The organism is Rhizobium sp. RM (assembly GCF_013390595.1).
Classification (GTDB): domain Bacteria; phylum Pseudomonadota; class Alphaproteobacteria; order Rhizobiales; family Rhizobiaceae; genus Agrobacterium.
This window is the reverse complement of the sequence record NZ_JACAWV010000007.1, coordinates 75,412-94,268: the sequence shown is the minus strand read 5'-3', so window position 1 is coordinate 94,268 and position 18,857 is coordinate 75,412. Positions and strand designations below refer to the sequence as shown.

Here is an 18,857-nt window from a genome sequence, read left to right as displayed (position 1 = left end):
ACCGGCAAGGTGCTCCCGGCATGTCGTTTATCGAGGAATTCAAAATGAGCCATACCGGCAAAAACGTCTCGCAACTCTCCGCCCTGATCCAGTCTGGTGCGCTCGATCCTCAGGAGCTCATCGAGCAAACACTGGACGCGATCGGCTCGTTTGACGACAAATCGATTTTTATCGATCTGACCGAAAAAAGAGCTAAGCAGGAAGCGGAGGCTGCTTCACGCCGCATCCGCGAGGGACGAAGCATGGGGTTGCTCGACGGCATCCCGGTCGCGTGGAAAGACCTTTTCGACCTCGAGGGAAGAGCAACGACGGCCGGGTCGACGGTGCTAGCACAAAACGTAGCTGCAGAGCGCGACGCAGATGTGGTCACGGCGCTGCAGCAGGCAGGTATGGTCTGCGTCGGACGAACCAATATGAGTGAATTTGCGTTCTCCGGACTAGGAATTAACCCGCACTACGGGACACCGCGCAATTCAGCGTCGAAGGATGGTCATCGATTGCCTGGTGGATCTTCCTCGGGAGCGGGCGCTGCCGTCGGTGCCGGACTTGTTCCCGTGGCGATTGGTACGGATACCGGCGGCTCTGTTCGCATCCCGGCAGCATTCAATGGTGTGGTCGGCTACAAAGCAAGCCGCGGTCGTTACTCCATGCGGGGTGTCTTTCCACTGGCGAAAAGCCTCGATTCGCTCGGGCCGCTGACCCATACGGTCAGGGATGCCATCTGGGTCGACGCTGCCATGTGCGGAAAAGCCGCTCCTGATGTGGTCAGTCCGCCGTCACTCAATGATTTATCTTTTGTCGTGCCCGAGACGGTCTTTTTCGATGGCATAGAAGATGGTGTCGCGAATGCCTTTGAAGGCGCACTCGACCGTCTGGCCCGAAAAGGCGTCAGGGTCCGGCGGCAATCGTTTCCTTCCTTCACGGCACTCTTCGATCTGATCAAGGACAAGGGCGCACTTGTAACCGCCGAGGCATTCGCATTGCACAAGGCTAGATTGGAAGGCGCTGAAGCCGAAGGAATGGATCCGCGTGTGGTCGCCAGAACACGGCTTGGAGCCAACATCTCCATGCCGGACTACATTGCGATCAACGATGCCCGTGAGCAGATGATTGCCGAGTTTTCAAAGCTGGTGGGCGAGGATGAATTGCTTGTTTCGCCGACACTGCCGCATGTCGCCCCGAAAATAGAACCGCTTCTGGCCGATGACGACGCGTTTTTCGCCATGAACGGAAAGACGCTACGCAATACCCAAATCGGAAATTTCTTTGACTGGTGCGGAGTTTCGATCCCATGCGGAAGGGGGGACGCGGATATGCCGGTAGGGCTAATGCTCTCGGCGCTTTTGGGTAAGGATGAGCATCTTCTAGCTATCGCGCTTGCTGCAGAAGAAACAATTCGCGGATGACGTCGATGGTCATGCCGGGATTAACCGGCATGACGCATTTGACTTTAATGGGGCACTTATCTTGCTGCCCAGTTTGCGCCCCGCCGAAACATGGTCTTCATCTCGGGGACGCCAAACTCCTTGGCTTGATGACCAAGTGCTGAGTAGAAAACTCGGCCCTTGCCGTATTTGCGTTTCCAGACAACAGGCATAACCACGCCGTCAATCCACCAGGCATGGTCTCCAGTAAATGTGGTTGTCGCAAGAACCTCGTTGGAGGGATCTACGTGCATGTAATACTGCTCTGATGTGTAGGGGAAATCGGAGATCCCCTCCATCAAAGGATCATCGGGGCGGGTAATGTTGATCTTGTAGTCGATGATGTTGCCGGGGTGTGCCACCCACTGTCCGCCGATCATAAACTGGTATTCGACGCACTCGCGAAAGCTGTCGCCGGCGCCGCCATGGAAACCGGCGATGCCTACACCGTTTTCGACCGCTGCCGTCAGGTTCTTGATCTCTTCCTTTTCGATCTTGGACATGGTGACGATGGGCACCACGAGGCTGAGATCATGGACCGACGGATCGGCAAATGCCTCCGTGCTGTGCTCCACATAGACCTTGAAACCGTCTTCCTCCAGAATATCCTTGACGATCGCTGCGCATTCTTGCGGCTCATGGCCGCTCCAGCCGCCCCATACAATCAGTGCTTCACGCATTTAATTCCTCCTCAGGATTATTTACCGAGCTGGCCGTCGACCAGCGAGATGTCGAGTGGGGCAGGTCGCTCCACACCGGTGGTGATGGATACGGTATTGCCGGTATCAGACGCGGTCTGGAAAGCCTCCATGACTTCCAGGACATGAAGCGCAAGATCGCCATTGGCACGATGTTGACGGCCGTCGCGGATGGCGTAGGCCATATCTGCCACGCCGATAGAGCGGTAATTTCCGTCTGCATAGGGCGAGGAGAGATCCTGTGTTTCGAACGCGCCACCTTTTTTCAGCAATTGCACCTCGCCACCAAAATGGTTTGGGTCGGGTACAATAAGGGTTCCTTCCGTGCCGTAGATTTCGAGTGGTACGTGTTTGTGACCGGCGACATCAAAGCTCATGCCGACCTGAACGACTGCCCCGCTTTCAAATGCCAGTACGCCCGCCACATGCGTTGCCACGTGGACAGGGATCTTTTCGCCGTTCTTGGGCTGGCTGGTGATAAGGCGCTCTCTTCTTGGTGTCGTAGCAAACCCTGCAACCTTTGATACCGGGCCGAGGAGATTGACCAAATCGGTGATGTAGTAAGGGCCCATGTCAAGCATTGGACCGCCGCCGACCTCGTAATAAAAGCCAGGGTTTGGGTGCCAGCGCTCGTGTCCCGGGCACATGAAGTTGGCCGTCCCGCCAACCGGTATACCAAGGACACCCTCATCAACGAGCCGGCGAGCGGTCTGGTGTCCGCCTCCGAGAAATGTGTCGGGTGCTGAACCGATACGCAGCTTCTTTGCTTTTGCGGCGTCCGCCAGGCGCTTGCCTTCGGCGAAATTGATCCCGAGAGGTTTTTCAGAATAGGTGTGCTTGCCTGCATCGAGCGCGCGCAATCCGACCTCGACATGCGCTTTTGGGATTGTGAGGTTGACGATAATCTCTATTTCGGGATCGGCAAAAAGCTCATCGATTGAGCGCGCTTTAAGACCAAATTCCTCTGCGCGTGCCTTGGCCGCGTCCGCATTCATGTCAGCAAGACCGCGAATGTCCAAAATGGGAAACGACGCCATAGCCTTCAGATAGGCACTTGAGATGTTGCCACAGCCGACGATGCCGATACCTACACGTTTCATATGATTTCCTCCCGTAAATCAGAATTGGGGACGCTGCTAAAGAGCCGGCCCTGTTGTATTCCACGGCGATTCGTAAAGCTCATAGAGTGCGACAGCCGCCGCCCCCTGTGCCCACAGTTCGTCGCTTGAAAGATCGAAGACGAGTTCCGCAACGCCAGCCAGAGACGGCGGGACCGCGGCAGTGTAGCTGTCGCGAATGGCGGCAATGAAGGGTTCTCCCAGTTCAAGGCTCGACCCGGTTATGATGACGCGCGGCGGAGCAAAGAGCGTAACGATATTGGCGAGTGTCAACCCTATGGCTTCGCCTGCGCGTTGCGCTGCCGAGATCAACCCGTCATCTTCCGCTTCGATCAATGCGTGAGCGTGTTGCATACCGCGTCCGATGCGAATTGCTTCAGCAAAGCGACTGTCGACGGGACGTGAGCCGAGAATGGCTGTCTCGCCTGCCTGGCTCGCAAGGCGCACAGCGCCTTCACTGGCGAGATGAATAACGAGATCTCCGAGATTATGGCTTAAACCGCCTGCGCCTCGAAAAAGCTGGTTCTGGTGTAGCACGCCTAGTCCGAGCGTTTGCTCAAGCGAAATCAAAACCATGTCTTCAAGCTCGCGGGCGTGCCCGAACCAATGATGGGCAAGCGTTATCGCGTGGGCATCGCTTTCAATGATCGTGGCGGTCGTCAGTCGGGCCGTCATCGCTTCGGCGAAATCGACGTTGACCTCCCGCAGGATCGGGCTGCTGCGGATCTTGCCTGTCCGGTGTTCGATGACGCCGGGCAATCCAAGGCAAACCATATCCACGTCTTCCAGCGAAAGGCCAGCATCAAGTACACAGCGCCTTACCCCATCCTCTACAAGATCTGCAATGACGCCGATCGGTTGGCGATCGACGCGGATTGGCAGGGAAAGGGTGGAAAGGACGTTTCCGCAGAAATCGGTGACGACAAAGACCATCCGGTTAGCCGCGATTTTAGCACCAACGACCCTCGCTGCATCCGGATTGAGTTCAAGCATGACGCGTGGTCGTCCCCGTGCACTTTCAGCGCGAATGTCACCGATGTGGCGCGTCAAAATAAGACCGTCGTCGAGCAAAGATGCGGTGATGGCGGAAACGGTTGTCGTGGAGAGTTGGGTCCGTTCGCTGATCTCCACCCGTGAGATCGGGCCGTGGCGGCGGATGGTATCCAGTACGCTTAACCTGTTGATCGCGCGCATCAGTTCTGGGTCTGCGGTCTTCATGGGGTCCTGCTGCGCTGTTGATGGGTCTCGAAGATAAATTACATCGGGATGCGGATTAAATAACGTCGCATGGAGGGGGCGTGTCAAGCTGTTTGGGTAAAAAATTGGCAGGGCGCCTTGACAATGTGCGGCATGTCGGCTGAATTAATCCGCATTGGGGAATAAATGGTGAGGAAATCCCCAGGGAGGATCACAGACATGACTTATTGGCACGCAGGCGCTAGCCTGGGCGGCAGGATGATGTCCTTTGCCGCGACAACAAGTATTACCCTCATGCTGGGTGCGGCGAATGTTTCAGCGGCAACTGTCGTGAAATGGATGCATGTGGAGCTTGACCCGAAGGCTGTGGCAGTTTGGGAGGAGATCGCCAAGGACTACGAGGCGAAACATCCTGATGTCGACGTCCAGCTTCAGTTCCTGGAAAACGAAGCATTCAAGGCAAAACTTCCCACACTCCTGCAATCCAACGATGTCCCGGATTTCTTTTACAGCTGGGGCGGCGGTGTCCTCCAGGAGCAGTCTCAGACTGGCGCACTGAAGGATCTGACCGAGGTATTCGACGCCGATGGCGGCAAGCTTCGCCAATCTTATAACGGTTCAGCCATCGATGGCCTTTCGTTCGACGGCAAGGTATGGGCCGTCCCCTACAAGGTAAGCCTGGTCAGCTTCTTCTACAACAAGGAACTTTTTGCCAAGGCGGGTGTAAAAGCAGACGACATCAAGACCTGGGATGACCTTGGGAGTGTCGTCAAGAAAATCAAGGACGCAGGTATCGTTCCGATCGCAGGTGGCGGCGGTGAAAAATGGCCAATCCATTTTTACTGGAGCTATCTCGTCATGCGCAATGGCGGCCAGACAGTGTTTGAGGCGGCGCGCAAGGGTGAGGGTGAAGGGTTTAAGGACCCCGCAATCATCAAGGCAGGCGAGCAACTGGCGGAGTTCGGCAAGCTCGAGCCCTTTCAGCCAGGTTATCTCGGATCTACCTGGCCCCAGGCGCTCGGTGTATTTGGCGACGGCAAGGCCGCGATGATCCTTGGTTTCGACAACACTGAAGCCAACCAGCGCAAGAATGCCGGCGATGGCAAAGGCCTTGCTGCCGACAATATCGGTCGCTTCGCATTTCCGGTGGTTGAAGGCGGTGCTGGAAAGGCCACGGATACGCTTGGCGGCCTGAATGGATGGGCGGTGACGAAAAATGCGTCGAAGGAGGCCATCGAGTTCGCCACGTTCCTGACCAGTAAGGAAAGTGAAGAGAAGATGGCGGCCGCGGGTATGTTGCTGCCGGTCGCAACCGGTGCAGATGGTGCCGTCAAAAACCCACTTCTGGCCGATTCCGCGAAACAGCTCGCCGGGTCCACATGGCACCAGAACTTCTTCGACCAAACGCTTGGTGCTGCTGTCGGACGTGTCGTCAACGATGTGTCGGTCGAAATCGTCTCAGGGCAAATGACATCGGAAGAAGGTGCGCAGCAGATCCAGGACGCTTTCGAGCTCCGTTGACATCTGCCAACGGGATGTCGCGTGCCGTCGCGGCATCCCTCGATTTGAGAGCGTTGGTCCAGCAGGGCGTTAGGCAACACTCTCACCTGATTTTGGGGCGGATGGCCGAGCTTTGTTGGGTCGCCTCCTCCACGGGAAATTCTCTATCTGCACTCAAGAAAGCGGATAACGATGACGGACATCTCCATGACTTCTGCACCCACAGCCGTGCGCGTGGCTGCTAAAGCCAAGCACAAGCAAAGCTCTGTTGCCCACGACCGGGCGCTCACGCTTCTTGTTTTTCTCCCGCCGGCGCTGTTGCTTTTCACGCTCTTCGTCATTTTGCCGATGGGCGAGGCCGCGTGGTACAGCCTCTATCGCTGGAACGGTTATGGCACGCCCACCGAGTTTGTCGGCCTTAGGAACTTCCAAGTTCTTTTCGGCAATGCGGCGTTCTCACAGGCGCTCCTCAACAACGGCCTCATCATCCTTATTTCCGTGTTGATTCAGATCCCGCTCGCCATCTGGCTTGCGATGATGCTGGCGCACCGGATTCCAGGCGTCGTTGCCTTCCGACTTGTGTTTTTCCTGCCCTACGTACTTGCTGACGTCGCTGCAGGCCTGATCTGGCGGTTCGTTTATGATGGCGATTACGGACTGTTTGCAGCGATTTCCAGCTTCTTCGGATTTGCCAACCCCTATGTTCTGGCGGACAAGGATGTCGCAATCTACGCCGTGCTGGGAGTTATCGTCTGGAAGTACTTCGGGTTCCATATGATGCTTTTCATCGCGGGCCTGCAGTCGGTAGACAAGAATGTCCTGGAGGCTGCCGAAATCGACGGTGCCAGCGGCTGGCAGAAGTTCCGCTACGTCACATTGCCGATGTTGGGCTCGACCGTCCGACTCTCTGTGTTTTTTGCAGTGATAGGTTCCTTGCAGCTCTTCGACATGATCATGCCGCTCACCGGTGGCGGCCCGTCCAATTCAACACAGACCATGGTCACCTTCCTCTATACCTACGGCGTTATGCGCATGCAGGTTGGGCTTGGGAGTGCAGTTGGCGTCGTTCTTTTCATTATCTGCGTGACGCTCGCCTTCGGTTACAAAAGGATTTTCATGCGCCATGACTGATACATCCACCTCCGTCCGCATGCCGCTTCAGACGAAGCTCTATCTCTACGTTTCTTTGAGCTTGATTGCTGCCATCGTGCTGGTGCCGCTTTTGACAACTGCGCTTGGCGGCTTCAAGACGCTGGGCGACCTGCGTGTAAATCCCTTCGGTGTGCCTCAGGAGTGGCAGTGGGCCAACTACGGCGACATCCTGTTTGGCAAGCGTTACTGGCTGCAAATATTCAATTCGCTGGTGATCGCAGTCCTGACGGTCTTCTTGACCCTCACGGTGTCTGCGATGGCTGCCTTCACCTTTGCGCACGTCAAGTTCTTCGGTTCATCGTTCCTTCTCAATTACTTCCTGCTGGGGCTGATGTTCCCGGCAGCGACTGCAATCCTGCCGCTGTTCATTCGTATCCGCGATCTCGGCCTGCTCGATACCTACTGGGGCGTCGTGTTGCCTCAGGTGGCTTTCGGCCTAGGTATGAGCATCCTGCTTTTTCGCAATTATTTCCGCAATTTGCCCGAGGAGTTGTTCCAGGCAGCATTCGTGGATGGCTGCGGTTATTTACGCTTCTTCTGGCATATATCTCTGCCGCTTTCTCGACCGATCGTAGCGACTGTCGGCATCGTGTCATTCGTCGGAAGCTGGAACAGCTACATCCTGCCTCTCATCATGCTGAATTCGGAATCCAAGTATCCGTGGCCCCTTGGGATCATGGTCTATCGCGGCGAATTCGGGACGGAATGGCAGCTTGTTCTTGCTTTTATTACCCTGACCATTCTGCCGACGGTCATCGTCTTTTTCCTTGCCCAGAAACACATCATCGCAGGTCTCACAGCCGGCGCCGTCAAATCGTGACTTGAAAGGAGCATAAATTGGCTTCCGTTGAACTTAAGGATATCCGCAAGTCCTATGCCGCGCTTGATGTCATTCACGGCATCTCTCTCGATATTGCAGATGGCGAATTCATTGCTCTGGTTGGCCCTTCCGGCTGCGGCAAGTCCACGTTGCTGCGCATGATTGCCGGTCTCGAGGAAATCACCGACGGTGACATTCACATTGGTGGCACCATCGTCAACGGAATGACACCGCGTGAGCGCAATATTGCGATGGTGTTTCAGTCATACGCGCTTTACCCGCACATGACCGTTGCCGAAAACATGGGGTTTAACCTCAAGCTTGCTGGCCAGCCGAAAAATGTCATCGATGAACGCGTTGCGGAAGCGGCGCGCATGCTTGATCTCGGTAAGTTGCTGGATCGCAAGCCTTCCCAGCTTTCCGGCGGTCAGCGGCAACGTGTCGCGATGGGACGTGCGGTCGTGCGCAACCCTGCCGTCTTCCTCTTCGACGAACCGCTCTCAAACCTCGATGCCAAGCTCCGAGTGCAGATGCGAAGCGAAATCAAGGCGTTGCATCAGAAAGTTGGGACCACATCCATTTACGTCACCCACGACCAGATTGAGGCAATGACGCTCGCGGATCGTGTTGTCGTTCTCAACCATGGCCGCATCGAACAGCAGGGTACTCCGCTCGAACTCTACAAGACGCCAGCAAATCTTTTCGTGGCGGCCTTTATCGGTTCTCCGGCGATGAACCTCATTGAATGTGTCGTTGATGGTGAAGGCAACGAACCCGCCGCTCGCCTGAAGGACGGCACGGCCATTCGCATTTCGACGGGCAAAAAGGTCAAGCGCGGTCAATCGGTGACAATAGGTTTAAGACCCGAGCATATCGGCTCGACCACAGGAGGCGACGTCGCTCTGTCCGGTCGAACGGTTCTCGTCGAGCCAACCGGTGCGCAAACCCATGTGATTTTCGAGCTTGCAGGAGATCAGGTCACTGCGGTCGTTGACGGCGAACAGCCTGTCCGCGTCAATACGCCTTTCGCTGCCAGCATCAGTCATGAGCGCGTGCACGTCTTTGATCGCGCAAGCGGTATCGCTTTGTGATCTTAATCGCCCACACGTTCTGAGCGAAATATGATGTTTGTCTCCTCCAGATCGCATTTGGGGGTTGCCAGAAAATAACGAGCGGTTAGCTTGGCGATCGGGAGCCAAAGCGATTTTATCGCGCATCTGTATCGATACAGGAGGAGTTTTTTATGAAGACGATCAAAGGGCCGGGTATTTTCCTTGGCCAGTTTGCTGGCGACGCTGCGCCGTTCAATACGTGGGACGGAATAACCAAGTGGGCGGCGGAAAAAGGTTACCTAGGTGTCCAGGTTCCCACCTGGGCAAGCCAGCTCATCGATCTGAAAAAAGCAGCTGAATCGAAAGATTATTGCGATGAGTTCGCTGGCGTCGCCCGCGCAAACGGCGTGGAGGTGACCGAACTTTCAACCCATTTGCAAGGCCAGCTCGTTGCCGTGCATCCGGTATATGACGAAGCGTTCGATGGCTTCGCCGTCCCCGAGGTTCGTGGCAACCCGAAGGCTCGTCAGCAATGGGCAGTAGAGCAGGTCAAGCTTGCGTTGAAAGCCTCACGTAATCTAGGCATCAAGGCGCACGCGACATTCTCCGGTGCATTGGCCTGGCCATTCATCTATCCTTGGCCGCAACGTCCGGCAGGTCTGGTGGAAACGGCGTTTGATGAACTCGCCAAACGCTGGACGCCGATCCTCGACTATGCGGATGAGCACGGGGTGGACGTCTGCTACGAAATTCATCCCGGCGAAGATCTTCACGACGGCATTACGTTCGAGATGTTCCTGGAACGCGTGAAAAATCATCCGCGTGCCAACATGCTCTACGATCCATCACACTACGTACTGCAATGCCTCGATTATCTCGACAACATCGACATCTACAAAGACCGCATCAAGATGTTCCACGTCAAAGATGCCGAGTTCAATCCGACCGGACGACAGGGCGTTTACGGCGGCTATCAGGGCTGGGTCAATCGTGCCGGCCGGTTCCGGTCGCTCGGCGACGGGCAGGTGGATTTCGGTGCGGTCTTTTCCAAAATGGCAGCCAACGATTTCGATGGATGGGCTGTTGTCGAATGGGAGTGCGCCCTCAAACATCCTGAAGACGGTGCAAGAGAAGGTTCTGAGTTCGTTAAGGCGCACATCATTCGGGTCACCGAAAAAGCGTTCGACGACTTTGCATCTAGCGGCACTGACGATGCTGCCAACCGTCGTATGCTCGGTTTGTAAGTAATGGAATTGGTGAGGAAATATTATGGCAATTGAAGGAAAAACGACCGACAAGGCGGCAAGCAAGCGCATTCGTCTCGGTATGGTGGGGGGCGGTACGGGCGCTTTTATCGGCGGTGTTCACCGTATGGCGGCGCGGCTCGACAACCGTTTTGACCTTGTGGCCGGCGCCTTGTCCTCGACGCCGGAAAAATCGAGGGCGTCCGGTCTTGAGCTGGGGCTGGATGAAGATCGCTGCTATGGCTCGTTCGAAGAAATGGCCGAGAAGGAAGCCGCAAGGGATGATGGCATTGAAGCTGTCGCAATTGTCACGCCGAACCACGTGCACTATCCCGCTGCAAAGGCGTTTCTGGAGCGTGGTATTCACGTCATCTGCGATAAACCGCTGACCTCCAATCTCGACGATGCCAAAAAGTTGAAAGAGGTTGCCGACAAGGCCGACGCACTGTTCGTCCTGACACACAACTACACAGGCTATCCGATGGTGCGTCACGCCCGGGAACTGGTAGAGAGTGGCGCTCTTGGTGACATTCGTCTTGTCCAGATGGAGTATCCTCAGGACTGGCTGGCCGAACCTATCGAACAGACCGGCGCAAAACAGGCTGTCTGGCGGACCGATCCTGCGCAGTCGGGTGCGGGTGGTTCGACCGGTGACATCGGCACCCACGCCTATAACCTTGGTTGCTTTATCTCCGGTCTCGACGCCGACGAACTTGCTGCAGACGTGCACACTTTCGTCGAAGGACGTCGCCTCGATGACAATGCACACGTCATGTTGCGCTTCAAGTCAAAGGGCACGGCGCAGCCTGCAAAGGGGCTGTTGTGGTGCAGCCAGGTGGCCGTCGGGCATGAAAATGGCTTGAAGATCCGTGTCTACGGTACAAAGGCCGGGATCGAGTGGACGCAGGCCGATCCGAACTATCTGTGGTTTACCAAGCTCGGTGAGCCAAAACAGCTTATCACCCGCGGTGGCGCGGGGGCCGGAGCTGCGGCTGGACGTGTCACGCGCATTCCGTCAGGTCATCCAGAAGGCTATCTCGAAGCATTCGCAACGATCTATACCGAAGCTGCGCACGCCATCGAAGCGCGTCGTTCTGGTGAAACACTCGACAAAGCGGTGATTTACCCGACCGTTGACGATGGTGTGAAAGGCGTCGCATTCGTCACAGCATGCATCGAATCCGGAAAAAAGAACGGAAGCTGGGTAAAGCTGTAGCACCTGAAACAAATGGACCGGGAACTCCCCGGTCCATTTTGTTTGATCGTAGCCGTTTAGCCAATTCGGCGATCACGCGGCGTTTGATTGGCCGCTTGTACATCAAATTCTCATCCGATGAGGATTGCTCTGATGTCGTTGACGTTCGTGAGTGTGGGACCGGTCACGACGAGGTCGTCTATGGCCTTAAATGCCGTATAGCTGTCGTGGCACACCAGAGACTGGCGGGCATCAATCCCCGCCGCGTAGATGCGCGAAAGCGTATCTGGTGTTACCAGCGCACCGGCCGCATCTTCAACGCCATCGATCCCGTCGCTGTCGCCAGCAATAGCCCATATCCCGGCCGCGCCCTTCAACGTCAGCGCAAGGCTTAACAGGAATTCGGTGTTGCGGCCGCCCTTGCCCGCGGGGCCTTTTCCGATCGTGACCGTTGTTTCACCGCCCGAAAGCAGCACGGCCGGGCCTTTGATGGGCAAGCCTTTCTTGCTGGCAGAAATTGCTATGCCTGCCATCACCGCACCGACATCCTTGGATTCTCCCTCAAGAGAATCTCCAAGGATCAGAGGCTGAAGACCGAGTTTGCGGGCTTCTTCCGCCGCGGCCTGGAGCGCCAGGGACGGGGCGGCGATAAGGCGGACATCTTCTTCGATCTCGCCCGCTTTGGGTGTTTCATCGCCTTTCTCAAGAACTTTGCGTACGCTTTCGGGCAAATCCAGTCCGTATCGCGAAACGATCTCTCGGACGGTGGCAATGTCCGTTGGGTCTGCAACCGTCGGGCCGGATGCAATTTCGGATGGATCGTCACCAGGTACGTCCGAAATCAGCAGCGAGACGACCTTTGCCGGCTTGGCCGCGAGCGCCAGACGTCCTCCCTTGATGCGTGACAAGTGCTTACGTACAGCGTTCATTTCCGAAATTGGCGCGCCACTGGAAAGAAGCGCCCGGTTGACCGCCATCTTGTCAGCAAGCGTGATTCCGTCGCCTGGAGCGACCATGAGTGCCGAGCCGCCGCCGGAAATCAGGGCGATGACCATGTCGTCCGGGCTCAGATTTTGAACGGCGGCGAGAATGCGGATAGCTGCTTCTTCGCTCATCGCATCAGGGACCGGATGGGATGCCTCGATGATTTCGATCCGACCGGCCGGAACCGCATGGCCGTAACGAGTGACGACAATGCCGGAGAGATCGACAGAGGGCCAGGCAGCATCCAGAGCCGCTGCCATCGCGGCAGACGCTTTGCCGGCACCTACAACCACACATTTTCCTTTCGGCGGCGAGGGGAGATGCGGCTGCAAAACCTTTCCCGGGTCTGCGCTGGAAACAGCAGCCATGAAAATACGATTGAGCGCATTCCTGGCCTGCAGGTCGTTCCAGATTGTCATGGAATCAAACTCCCGTCGTCGCGAAGGTAAGTGCTCCGAGAGCCAGAAGGGCAGGGAGCGTCTGAATGAAGAGGATTTTGATGTTCGCGGTGATAGCGCCGAAAATCCCTGCGACCGCGACACAGATGAGGAAGAAGACTTTGAAGGTCAGTCCGGCGTCTCCTAGCAATAGACCGTACGTCAGCCCAGCAGCGATGAACCCGTTATAAAGTCCCTGATTTGCGGCAAGCACCTTTGTCTGCCTTGCGAAATCAGCCGTGAGGCCAAACGCCTTGCGACCTGAGGGTTTCTCCCAGAGCAACATCTCCAGCACAACGATATAGAGATGGATTGCGATGACGACCGCAATGAGAATATTTGCGAGCATGGGCGGCTTTCCTCCAAAAACCTTGTCGAGCGGTGTCTTCGAGAAATACGTCCGACACTCTTGTTTTAACGATGGTCTCTCCGGCTGCAAGGTCGGCTGACACTTGTTGTGTGTAAACTTTTGATGCCGGCGAGGATTGCTTGACTCTTTCTCAAAATAAGAACAAAACAAGAACAATACAAAAGTCGGAATTGAAACCTGTCATGCCATGCACAAGCGCGCGGAACAGTTGCTCGTTATTGAAGAACTGCGTGAACGGCTGGAAAATCTTGCCGGTGGTTCTGTACGCCGTCACGAAACTCTCCCCTTCGGTCTAGCGCAAATTGATAACCAGCTCCCAGGTGGCGGGTTGGGTCTTGGTTGCCTGCATGAAGTAAGTGGCAACGGTAATGGAGCTCTTGATGGTGCATCGGCAGCTTTGTTTGCGGCGGGTATCGCCGCGCGGCTTTCGGGCAAGGTCTTATGGTGCGTCACACGGCAAGATCTGTTCATGCCGGCGCTGGCGCAGGCTGGATTGTCTCACAACAGGCTCGTGATGGTTGAGTGTCGGGATGAAAAAGGCGTTCTCGACTGTTTCGAGGAAGGCTTACGCTGCAACGGTTTCGGGGCTGTGCTGGGCGAGATTGCGAAATTGCCGATGAATGCTTCGCGACGACTGCAGCTGGCAGCGGAAACCTCCGGCGTGACAGGCATCGCAATCCGGCGCTTCAGACGTCAGGCAGAGGCGACCATGTTCGGCGAGCCGACGGCAGCCGTTACCCGGTGGCGGGTTTCTGTCAGGCCATCGGCTTCGCTGCCGGTACCGGGAGTAGGCAGGGCACGCTGGTTTCTGGAGCTTTTGCGCTGCCGTGGCGGTGAAGCTGCAGCATTTGAAGTGGAAGCATGTGATGCAAAGGGTCGTCTCGCTCTATCTACCGACATGGCCGACGGATCGCTACCGGAGGCGGCTCGGGCATGATGCGCCCTCCACCGACAAACCGGTTGTTATGATCGGAAGGCAAGGAAGCCGCCGTCTCGTTCTGGCACTGGACAAGGCTGCGAAGGTCGCCGGCATCCGGTTGGGCACACCGGTCAGCAAGGCGCAGGCGCTGGTGCCCGGTTTGATTGTGGAACATCTGGAGGCGGATGCTGATGCAAGTGCGCTGAAGGAACTCGCTTTCCATTTTCTGCGCATCTATGCCCCCATCGTTGCCACCGATCTGCCGGATGGACTGGTCATGGATACGACGGGTGCGGATCATCTGCATGGAAATGAAACGCTGATGCTGGGCGGTATGGTCAACCGCTTGCATGCGAGCGGCTTTGCAGCACGCGCCGCTATTGCCGAGAGCTGGGGCGCTGCTTATGCGCTCGCCCGTTTTGGTGGTCAGGAGATTTTCGTCATTCCACAGGGTAAGGCGCGTGAAGCCCTTAATAGCTTGCCGCTTGCCGCGCTACGGCTTGAAGATGAAACGATCCGTGGTCTCAAGGTACTGGGTTTTCGTTCCATTGGGGAGTTGGCCGATGCTCCGCGTGCACCACTTGTATTGCGCTTTGGTCCGCAGCTGGCACGCCGGCTTGATCAGGCATTCGGCCAGGTCGCAGAGCCGGTCAAGCCGGTGCGTGTGCCCGAACTCGTGGAAGTGCGTCGCGTGTTCGCCGAACCTATCGCTGCTGCGGAGACGATAGGTCGCTACACTGAAAAGCTTGTAAGTGGTTTGTGTGCCGCTCTGGAAAAGCGCGGTCTTGGCGCCCGCCGTGTTGACCTCTTGCTCAATCGTGTCGATGGCACACTTCAGGCGATCCGGGCCGGGACATCGAAACCTGTCCGTGACGCAAGTCAGATAGCCCGACTTCTGACGGACCGTATCAATACCATCGATCCCGGCTTCGGTATCGAGACAATGGTCATGACGGCAACCCATGCAGAACCGCTTGTGGCGGGACAGGTACGTACATCTCTATTGTCCGAAAATCGTGCGGATGTTGCTGATACGATCGATGTCATCATCAATCGCGGTCATCGTGTCTACCGATATGCCGCTGTCGCCAGCGATGTGCCGGAACGCTCCGTTGCCCGCCTGCCGGCTCTCTGCCCGGAAGATGCAATCGGCTGGCCGGGTCATTGGCCGCGTCCGATCCGGCTTTTTTCAAGACCGGAGCCTATAGAAACTCTGGCGCTGCTCCCGGATCATCCTCCGCGTTATTTCATCTGGCGCGGTATACGCCATCTGGTGAAATGCGCTGACGGGCCGGAGCGGGTTTTTGGAGAATGGTGGAAACGCGACCGGGAAAAATCCGCCGTTCGCGATTATTTCATGGTGGAGGATGAGACGGGAGGGCGTTTCTGGATCTTCCGCTCTGGTGATGGTGAACACACCAATACAGGCTCACAGGCCTGGTTCATTCATGGGCTGTTTACATGAGTGCGCACCGCTACGCTGAACTTCAGGTCACGACGCATTTTTCGTTTTTGCGTGGGGCCAGTTCTTGCGATGAGTTGTTCGAGCAGGCTGCGCATCTTGGCATCGAGGCGCTTGGTATTGTCGATCGCAATAGCCTTGCGGCCATTCCTCGCGCCTATGAAGCGGCCAAGAATAATGGTGTTCGGCTCGTCATCGGCTGCAGGCTCGATCTCGAAGATGATCTTTCCGTATTGGTTTATCCCATGGATCGCGCCGCTTATGGGCGGCTTTGCCGTTTGCTTTCCATTGGCAAGAAACGGGCAGGCAAAGGCAAGTGCACACTTGAGTGGGCCGATCTTGTTGAATGGGGTGAGGGTCAGATTGTAGTGTTGCTGGCCGACCTTGCGGACGAACTTTGCACCCTTCGTCTACGTCGGCTCAGGGCAGCTTTCGGTGATCGCGCCTATATGGCGCTTAGTCTGCGTCGCCGTCCGAATGACCAGATGCGACTCTATGAGCTATCGAACATGGCGGCGGCTGCAGGCGTGCCGACCGTGGTGACAAATGACGTGCTATTTCATGTGCCTGAACGGCGTATGTTGCAGGATGTCGTCACCTGTATCCGGCATAATTGTACCATTGATGAAGCAGGCTTCAGGCGTGAGCGCCATGCAGACCGCTACATGAAGCCGCCGCAAGAAATGCACCGGCTGTTTCCGCGTTATTCGGAGGCGCTGGCCCGTAGCTTGGAAATTGCAAAGCGCTGCAGGTTTTCTCTCGAGGAACTGGCTTATCAGTATCCAGAAGAGCGCTCGTTGCCGGGACTGACGGCACAGGAGGCGCTCGAAAAACTGGTCAAGGAAGCGGTGCCGAGACGTTATCCGCACGGACTGCCAGATAAGGTCGACAAGGCGCTGAAACATGAGCTCGCGTTGATAGGTAAACTCGAATACGCCCCCTATTTTCTGACTGTGAATGCGATTGTCCGATTTGCCAGGTCAAAAGATATTCTCTGCCAGGGGCGCGGGTCAGCTGCAAACTCCGTGGTCTGCTATGTTCTGGGGATAACCTCCATCGACCCTTTAAAGGTTGACCTTCTTTTCGAACGTTTTGTTTCTGAAGAGCGACGTGAGCCGCCTGATATTGACGTGGATTTTGAACATCAGCGTCGCGAGGAAGTCATTCAATGGGTTTATGACAGTTATGGCCGAGACAAGGCCGCTCTTTGTTCTGTGGTTACCCGTTATCGCAGCCGTGGCGCATTACGCGATGTGGGCAAGGTTTTGGGCCTGCCGGAAGATATGACAAAGCTCATTGCCTCACAGGTCTGGCGCTGGAGCGACGGCGTAAACGAGGGACAGGTGAAAGAACTGAATCTCAATATGGAGGATCGCCGTCTCCAGCTTGCTTTCGAGCTCGCCAACCAGCTTGTCGGTGCGCCGCGTCATCACAGCCAGCATCCGGGTGGTTTCATTCTCACCCATGATAGGCTGGATGAACTTGTGCCGATCGAACCTGCTGCCATGGACGATCGCCAGATCATCGAATGGGACAAGGATGATATCGATATCGTCAAGTTCATGAAAATGGACTGCCTGGCGCTTGGCATGCTCTCCTGCATGAAAAGAGGTTTCGATCTTTTGGAAGCGAGGACGAACAAACGATACGATCTGGCTTCTGTACCCGCTGACGACCCTGAGACTTATGCGATGATTCAGAGGGCTGATACGCTTGGCACGTTCCAGATTGAAAGCCGCGCGCAGATGTCGATGTTGCCGCGTCTGAAGCCCAAGGAATTTTATGATCTCGTTATTCAGGTCGCCATCGTGCGCCCTGGCCCCATTCAAGGGGATATGGTTCATCCTTATTTGCGTCGCCGTGAAGGCAAGGAGCCGGAACATTACCCCAAGGAAGAGCTGAGAGCAGTCTTGGGAAAGACGAAGGGCGTGCCATTGTTTCAGGAGCAGGCGATGCGCGTTGCTATCGAATGTGCCGGGTTTTCACCGGGTAAGGCGGACCAGTTGCGTCGTGCCATGGCGACATTCAAGAATGTCGGCACGATTTCCAAGTTCAGACAGGATCTGATCGATGGCATGGTAAAACGCGGCTACGATGCGGATTTCGCTGAACGTATCTTCAAACAGCTCGAAGGTTTTGGCAGTTACGGTTTTCCTGAAAGTCACGCTGCGTCCTTCGCGCTGATCGCCTATGCCTCTTCCTGGTTGAAATGCCATCATCCTGATATTTTCTGCGTGGCACTTTTGAACTCTCAGCCCATGGGGTTTTATGCCCCGGCACAGATTGTGCGCGATGCGCAAAATCATGGCGTCGAGGTCCGGCCTGTCTGCGTCAACAAAAGCCGTTTTGATTGCACATTGGAACCGACAGGCGAGAAAGATGCCAAAGGTGATCCACGCTTTGCCGTACGTCTCGGCATGCGACTGGTGAAAGGGCTTTCGAACAAACATGCTGCAGAAATAGTTGCCTGCCGGGAAGATAGGGACTTCGCTTCGGTCGATGATCTCTGGCGAAGGGCAAGGGTTTCGTCATCAGCACTGGTTTGTCTTGCGGAAGCCGATGCCTTCCTACCTGCACTTGAGTTATCAAGGCGTCAGGCACTCTGGGCGATCAAGGCGTTGCGGGATGAGCCGCTACCGCTTTTTGCTGCGGCGGCCAGTCGGGAGAATGCCGTTATTGCTGAATTGGACGAGCCATCCGTGGCGCTTCGTCCCATGACGGATGGCGGCGAGGTGGTGCAGGATTACGGTCATGTCGGATTGACGTTGCGCGAGCACCCCATGTCATTTTTGCGCGCCGATCTCGCTCGCCGCCGCATTGTCACCTGCCGTGATGCGATCCGTGTTCGCGATGGTACCTGGCTCGAAACCGCGGGGCTGGTGCTGGTGCGCCAGCGCCCCGGTTCCGCCAAGGGCGTCATCTTCATGACGCTGGAGGATGAAACCGGTATTGCCAATGCCGTCTTGTGGGTCAGGACGTTTGAGAAATACCGGCGCATTGTTTTGTCCGCCGGCATGGTTGGCATTTATGGAAAGATCCAGCGGGAAGGCGATGTCGTACATCTGGTTGCGCACCGGCTGACTGACCTTTCCGAAGCGCTTGCAAGTGTGGGAGAAAGAAACAAGGCGTTTCCCCTGCCACATGGACGCGGTGACGAATTCCATCATGGGATGCCACCGGAAGATCGCCGCCGAACCGGCAAGCGCTCGTCAACGGCCGATCAGGAAAATGACGCGGTGGAGCGGATCAAGGTCATCTCGCGAAATTTTCACTAGGGTCATTGGC

15 protein-coding genes are annotated in these 18,857 nt (G+C 56.2%); 10 read left to right on the top strand and 5 right to left on the bottom strand.

The features are described from left to right. The first annotated feature begins 44 nt into the window (after nt 1-44). A complete protein-coding gene (locus HWX89_RS05090; protein WP_138793304.1) occupies nt 45-1,406 on the top strand; it encodes an amidase in 1,362 nt (453 codons plus the stop codon). Nucleotides 1,407-1,462: 56 nt separating this feature from the next. On the opposite strand, the gene HWX89_RS05085 is transcribed toward HWX89_RS05090, so the two are convergent. Genes HWX89_RS05085 through HWX89_RS05075 form a run of 3 tightly spaced genes read right to left on the bottom strand, consistent with a single transcriptional unit; the run spans nt 1,463 to nt 4,458 of the window. After that, entirely contained in the window at nt 1,463-2,104 is a 642-nt protein-coding gene (locus HWX89_RS05085) for a ThuA domain-containing protein (RefSeq protein WP_138793303.1), read from the bottom strand. Nucleotides 2,105-2,121: 17 nt separating this feature from the next. Then, nucleotides 2,122-3,222, bottom strand: a complete 1,101-nt coding sequence (locus HWX89_RS05080) for a Gfo/Idh/MocA family protein (protein ID WP_138793302.1) — start codon at nt 3,220-3,222, stop codon at nt 2,122-2,124. A 36-nt stretch (nt 3,223-3,258) separates the two neighbouring features. Next, nucleotides 3,259-4,458, bottom strand: a complete 1,200-nt coding sequence (locus HWX89_RS05075) for an ROK family transcriptional regulator (protein ID WP_138793301.1) — start codon at nt 4,456-4,458, stop codon at nt 3,259-3,261. A gap of 198 nt (nt 4,459-4,656) precedes the next feature. Between HWX89_RS05075 and HWX89_RS05070 the strand changes: the two genes are divergently transcribed. The 6 genes from HWX89_RS05070 to HWX89_RS05045 all read left to right on the top strand — a co-directional run bounded on the left by HWX89_RS05070 (nt 4,657) and on the right by HWX89_RS05045 (nt 11,421). Further along, nucleotides 4,657-5,958: an ABC transporter substrate-binding protein gene (locus HWX89_RS05070; RefSeq protein ID WP_138793300.1), complete on the top strand. Its 1,302-nt coding sequence runs from the start codon at nt 4,657-4,659 to the stop codon at nt 5,956-5,958. Between the two features lie 171 nt (nt 5,959-6,129). Further along, nucleotides 6,130-7,068 (top strand): carbohydrate ABC transporter permease, encoded by a 939-nt coding sequence (locus HWX89_RS05065; protein WP_138793299.1) that lies wholly within the window; start codon nt 6,130-6,132, stop codon nt 7,066-7,068. Continuing rightward, nucleotides 7,061-7,909: a carbohydrate ABC transporter permease gene (locus tag HWX89_RS05060; protein ID WP_138793298.1), complete on the top strand. Its 849-nt coding sequence runs from the start codon at nt 7,061-7,063 to the stop codon at nt 7,907-7,909. Before HWX89_RS05065 ends, HWX89_RS05060 begins: the two co-directional genes overlap by 8 nt. A gap of 17 nt (nt 7,910-7,926) precedes the next feature. Further along, nucleotides 7,927-9,000 carry an ABC transporter ATP-binding protein gene (locus HWX89_RS05055; protein WP_138793297.1) on the top strand — a complete coding sequence of 358 codons (1,074 nt, stop codon included), beginning with the start codon at nt 7,927-7,929 and terminating at the stop codon, nt 8,998-9,000. 152 nt (nt 9,001-9,152) lie between these two features. After that, nucleotides 9,153-10,205, top strand: coding sequence for a sugar phosphate isomerase/epimerase family protein (locus HWX89_RS05050; RefSeq protein WP_138793296.1), 1,053 nt, complete (start codon nt 9,153-9,155; stop codon nt 10,203-10,205). A gap of 25 nt (nt 10,206-10,230) precedes the next feature. After that, nucleotides 10,231-11,421: a Gfo/Idh/MocA family protein gene (locus HWX89_RS05045; RefSeq protein ID WP_138793295.1), complete on the top strand. Its 1,191-nt coding sequence runs from the start codon at nt 10,231-10,233 to the stop codon at nt 11,419-11,421. Between the two features lie 110 nt (nt 11,422-11,531). Here HWX89_RS05045 and HWX89_RS05040 read toward each other — a convergent pair whose 3' ends face one another. Together HWX89_RS05040 and HWX89_RS05035 are read right to left on the bottom strand one after the other, a co-directional pair. Next, a complete protein-coding gene (locus HWX89_RS05040) occupies nt 11,532-12,803 on the bottom strand; it encodes a glycerate kinase type-2 family protein (protein ID WP_138793294.1) in 1,272 nt (423 codons plus the stop codon). Nucleotides 12,804-12,807: 4 nt separating this feature from the next. Next, nucleotides 12,808-13,170: a DUF1304 domain-containing protein gene (locus HWX89_RS05035; protein WP_138793293.1), complete on the bottom strand. Its 363-nt coding sequence runs from the start codon at nt 13,168-13,170 to the stop codon at nt 12,808-12,810. Between the two features lie 208 nt (nt 13,171-13,378). On the opposite strand from HWX89_RS05035, the gene HWX89_RS05030 reads away from it, so the two are divergent. From HWX89_RS05030 to HWX89_RS05020, 3 genes are read left to right on the top strand one after another with little or no spacing between them, the layout of a single operon-like run. After that, nucleotides 13,379-14,128, top strand: a complete 750-nt coding sequence (locus tag HWX89_RS05030; protein ID WP_138793292.1) for an ImuA family protein — start codon at nt 13,379-13,381, stop codon at nt 14,126-14,128. Beyond that, a complete protein-coding gene (locus tag HWX89_RS05025; RefSeq protein WP_178340629.1) occupies nt 14,058-15,575 on the top strand; it encodes a Y-family DNA polymerase in 1,518 nt (505 codons plus the stop codon). The genes HWX89_RS05030 and HWX89_RS05025 overlap by 71 nt, the downstream gene beginning before the upstream one ends. Continuing rightward, nucleotides 15,572-18,847 carry an error-prone DNA polymerase gene (locus HWX89_RS05020; RefSeq protein WP_138793291.1) on the top strand — a complete coding sequence of 1,092 codons (3,276 nt, stop codon included), beginning with the start codon at nt 15,572-15,574 and terminating at the stop codon, nt 18,845-18,847. Before HWX89_RS05025 ends, HWX89_RS05020 begins: the two co-directional genes overlap by 4 nt. The last annotated feature ends 10 nt before the right edge of the window (nt 18,848-18,857 follow it).